The organism is Ahrensia kielensis DSM 5890 (genome assembly GCF_000374465.1).
In the GTDB taxonomy this organism is placed as follows: domain Bacteria; phylum Pseudomonadota; class Alphaproteobacteria; order Rhizobiales; family Rhizobiaceae; genus Ahrensia; species Ahrensia kielensis.
The window spans coordinates 1-2,500 of the sequence record NZ_KB894538.1 but is presented as its reverse complement, the minus strand read 5'-3'; the positions used below and the strand labels follow the sequence as shown (position 1 = coordinate 2,500).

The window sequence follows — 2,500 nt, the reverse complement described above, 5'->3', positions numbered from 1 at the left end:
GGTGCTAACGTCCGTCGTGGAGAGGGAAACAACCCTGACCGTCGATTAAGGTCCCCAAGTTGTAGTTAAGTGGGAAAGGAAGTGAAGATCCCAAAACAACCAGGATGTTGGCTTAGAAGCAGCCACCATTTAAAGAAAGCGTAACAGCTCACTGGTCTAAATAAGGGTCTTTGCGCCGAAAATGTAACGGGGCTAAAACTACACACCGAAATCGCGGGTTTACACATTAGTGTAAGCGGTAGCAGAGCGTTCTGTAAGTCTGTGAAGGGAGACCCGTGAGGGCTCCTGGAGATATCAGAAGTGCGAATGTTGACATGAGTAACGATAAAGGGAGTGAGAGACTCCCTCGCCGAAAGTCCAAGGGTTCCTGCTTAAAGTTAATCTGAGCAGGGTTAGTCGGCCCCTAAGGCGAGGCCGAAAGGCGTAGTCGATGGGAAACAGGTTAATATTCCTGTACTTGGAGGTAGTGACGGATCACGTGTATCGTCAATTCTTATCGGATTGAGTTGGCGGTGAAGTGGTTCCAGGAAATAGCTCCTCCATTATAAACCGTACCCCAAACCGACACAGGTGGACAGGTAGAGTATACCAAGGCGCTTGAGAGAACTATGTTGAAGGAACTCGGCAAATTGCACGCGTAACTTCGGAAGAAGCGTGACCCTTATTTACGCAAGTAGATGAGGGTGGCACAGACCAGGGGGTAGCGACTGTTTATCAAAAACACAGGGCTCTGCGAAGCCGTAAGGCGACGTATAGGGTCTGACGCCTGCCCGGTGCTGGAAGGTTAAGAGGAGGAGTGCAAGCTCTGAATTGAAGCCCCAGTAAACGGCGGCCGTAACTATAACGGTCCTAAGGTAGCGAAATTCCTTGTCGGGTAAGTTCCGACCTGCACGAATGGCGTAACGACTTCCCCGCTGTCTCCAACATAGACTCAGTGAAATTGAATTCCCCGTGAAGATGCGGGGTTCCTGCGGTTAGACGGAAAGACCCCGTGCACCTTTACTATAGCTTCACACTGGTATTCGCCAAGACATGTGTAGGATAGGTGGTAGACTTTGAAGCGTGGGCGCCAGCTCACGTGGAGTCATCCTTGAAATACCACCCTTATCTTCGTGGATATCTAACCGCGGTCCGTTATCCGGATCCGGGACAGTGTGTGGTGGGTAGTTTGACTGGGGCGGTCGCCTCCTAAAGAGTAACGGAGGCGCGCGATGGTGGGCTCAGAACGGTCGGAAATCGTTCGTCGAGTGCAATGGCATAAGCCCGCCTGACTGCGAGACTGACAAGTCGAGCAGAGACGAAAGTCGGTCATAGTGATCCGGTGGTCCCGAGTGGAAGGGCCATCGCTCAACGGATAAAAGGTACGCCGGGGATAACAGGCTGATGACCCCCAAGAGTCCATATCGACGGGGTTGTTTGGCACCTCGATGTCGACTCATCGCATCCTGGGGCTGGAGCAGGTCCCAAGGGTATGGCTGTTCGCCATTTAAAGCGGTACGTGAGTTGGGTTCAGAACGTCGTGAGACAGTTCGGTCCCTATCTGCCGTGGGTGTAGGAATATTGATAGGATCTGTCCCTAGTACGAGAGGACCGGGATGGACACACCACTGGTGGACCTGTTGTTGCGCCAGCAGCATTGCAGGGTAGCTATGTGTGGAATGGATAACCGCTGAAGGCATCTAAGCGGGAAACCAGCCTAAAAACGAGTATTCCCTGAGAGTCGTGGAAGACCACCACGTTGATAGGATGGGTGTGGAAGTACCGTAAGGTATGAAGCTTACCATTACTAATAGCTCGATCGACTTCATCATTCTCATTGCTTGTATTCACGTTTGTGAAAACAACACTTAAAGTAAGTCTCTCGTCATTTGCTACGCAATTGACTGCCGACTTAAACGCATTTTGGCTGCGCCAAATTTGCTTTACCAGCTTCTTACATATTGTCCTTTGCTGACCTGGTGGTTATGGCGGGGTCGCTGCACCCGTTCCCATTCCGAACACGGCCGTGAAATGCCCCAGCGCCGATGGTACTTTGTCTTAAGGCACGGGAGAGTAGGTCGCTGCCAGGTCTGCAAAGGACAATATGTATTCTCATTACAATATAAACATTACATTTAAGGCCGCTTACCTCACTTATGGTGTAAGGTCAGCGGCTTTTTTGTATGTTCAACTTTGATAAACAAAGATGAACACCATCATCAGTTCTTTATTGGTGATGTAATGACGCGGCCCTTCTCGGTATTTGCTTCGCAATTACCTGTCAGGGTAGCGTCAATCGCTTCAAGTAAGCAATTGACGCGGGATGGAGCAGCCCGGTAGCTCGTCAGGCTCATAACCTGAAGGTCGCAGGTTCAAATCCTGCTCCCGCAACCAAAAATAACATTAAAGCCTCTGATTTATCAGGGGCTTTTTTGCATTAAGCTCATAACCTGAACTGCTCTCGGCATTTGCTGCGCAATTGCCTGCCTTAGCAACGGGATCGCAGAGGCAAAACCAATAC

At 50.4% G+C, this 2,500-nt stretch carries 1 tRNA gene and 2 rRNA genes (1 of these 3 cut by a window edge); all 3 read left to right on the top strand.

From position 1 onward, the window contains the following. Window positions 1-1,811, top strand: a 23S ribosomal RNA gene (locus C504_RS0116640) (it extends 1,014 nt beyond the left edge of the window). A gap of 143 nt (window positions 1,812-1,954) precedes the next feature. Then, window positions 1,955-2,069: ribosomal RNA gene (rrf, locus tag C504_RS0116635) — 5S ribosomal RNA — on the top strand. A gap of 227 nt (window positions 2,070-2,296) precedes the next feature. Then, a tRNA-Met gene (locus C504_RS0116630) sits at window positions 2,297-2,373 on the top strand. The last annotated feature ends 127 nt before the right edge of the window (window positions 2,374-2,500 follow it).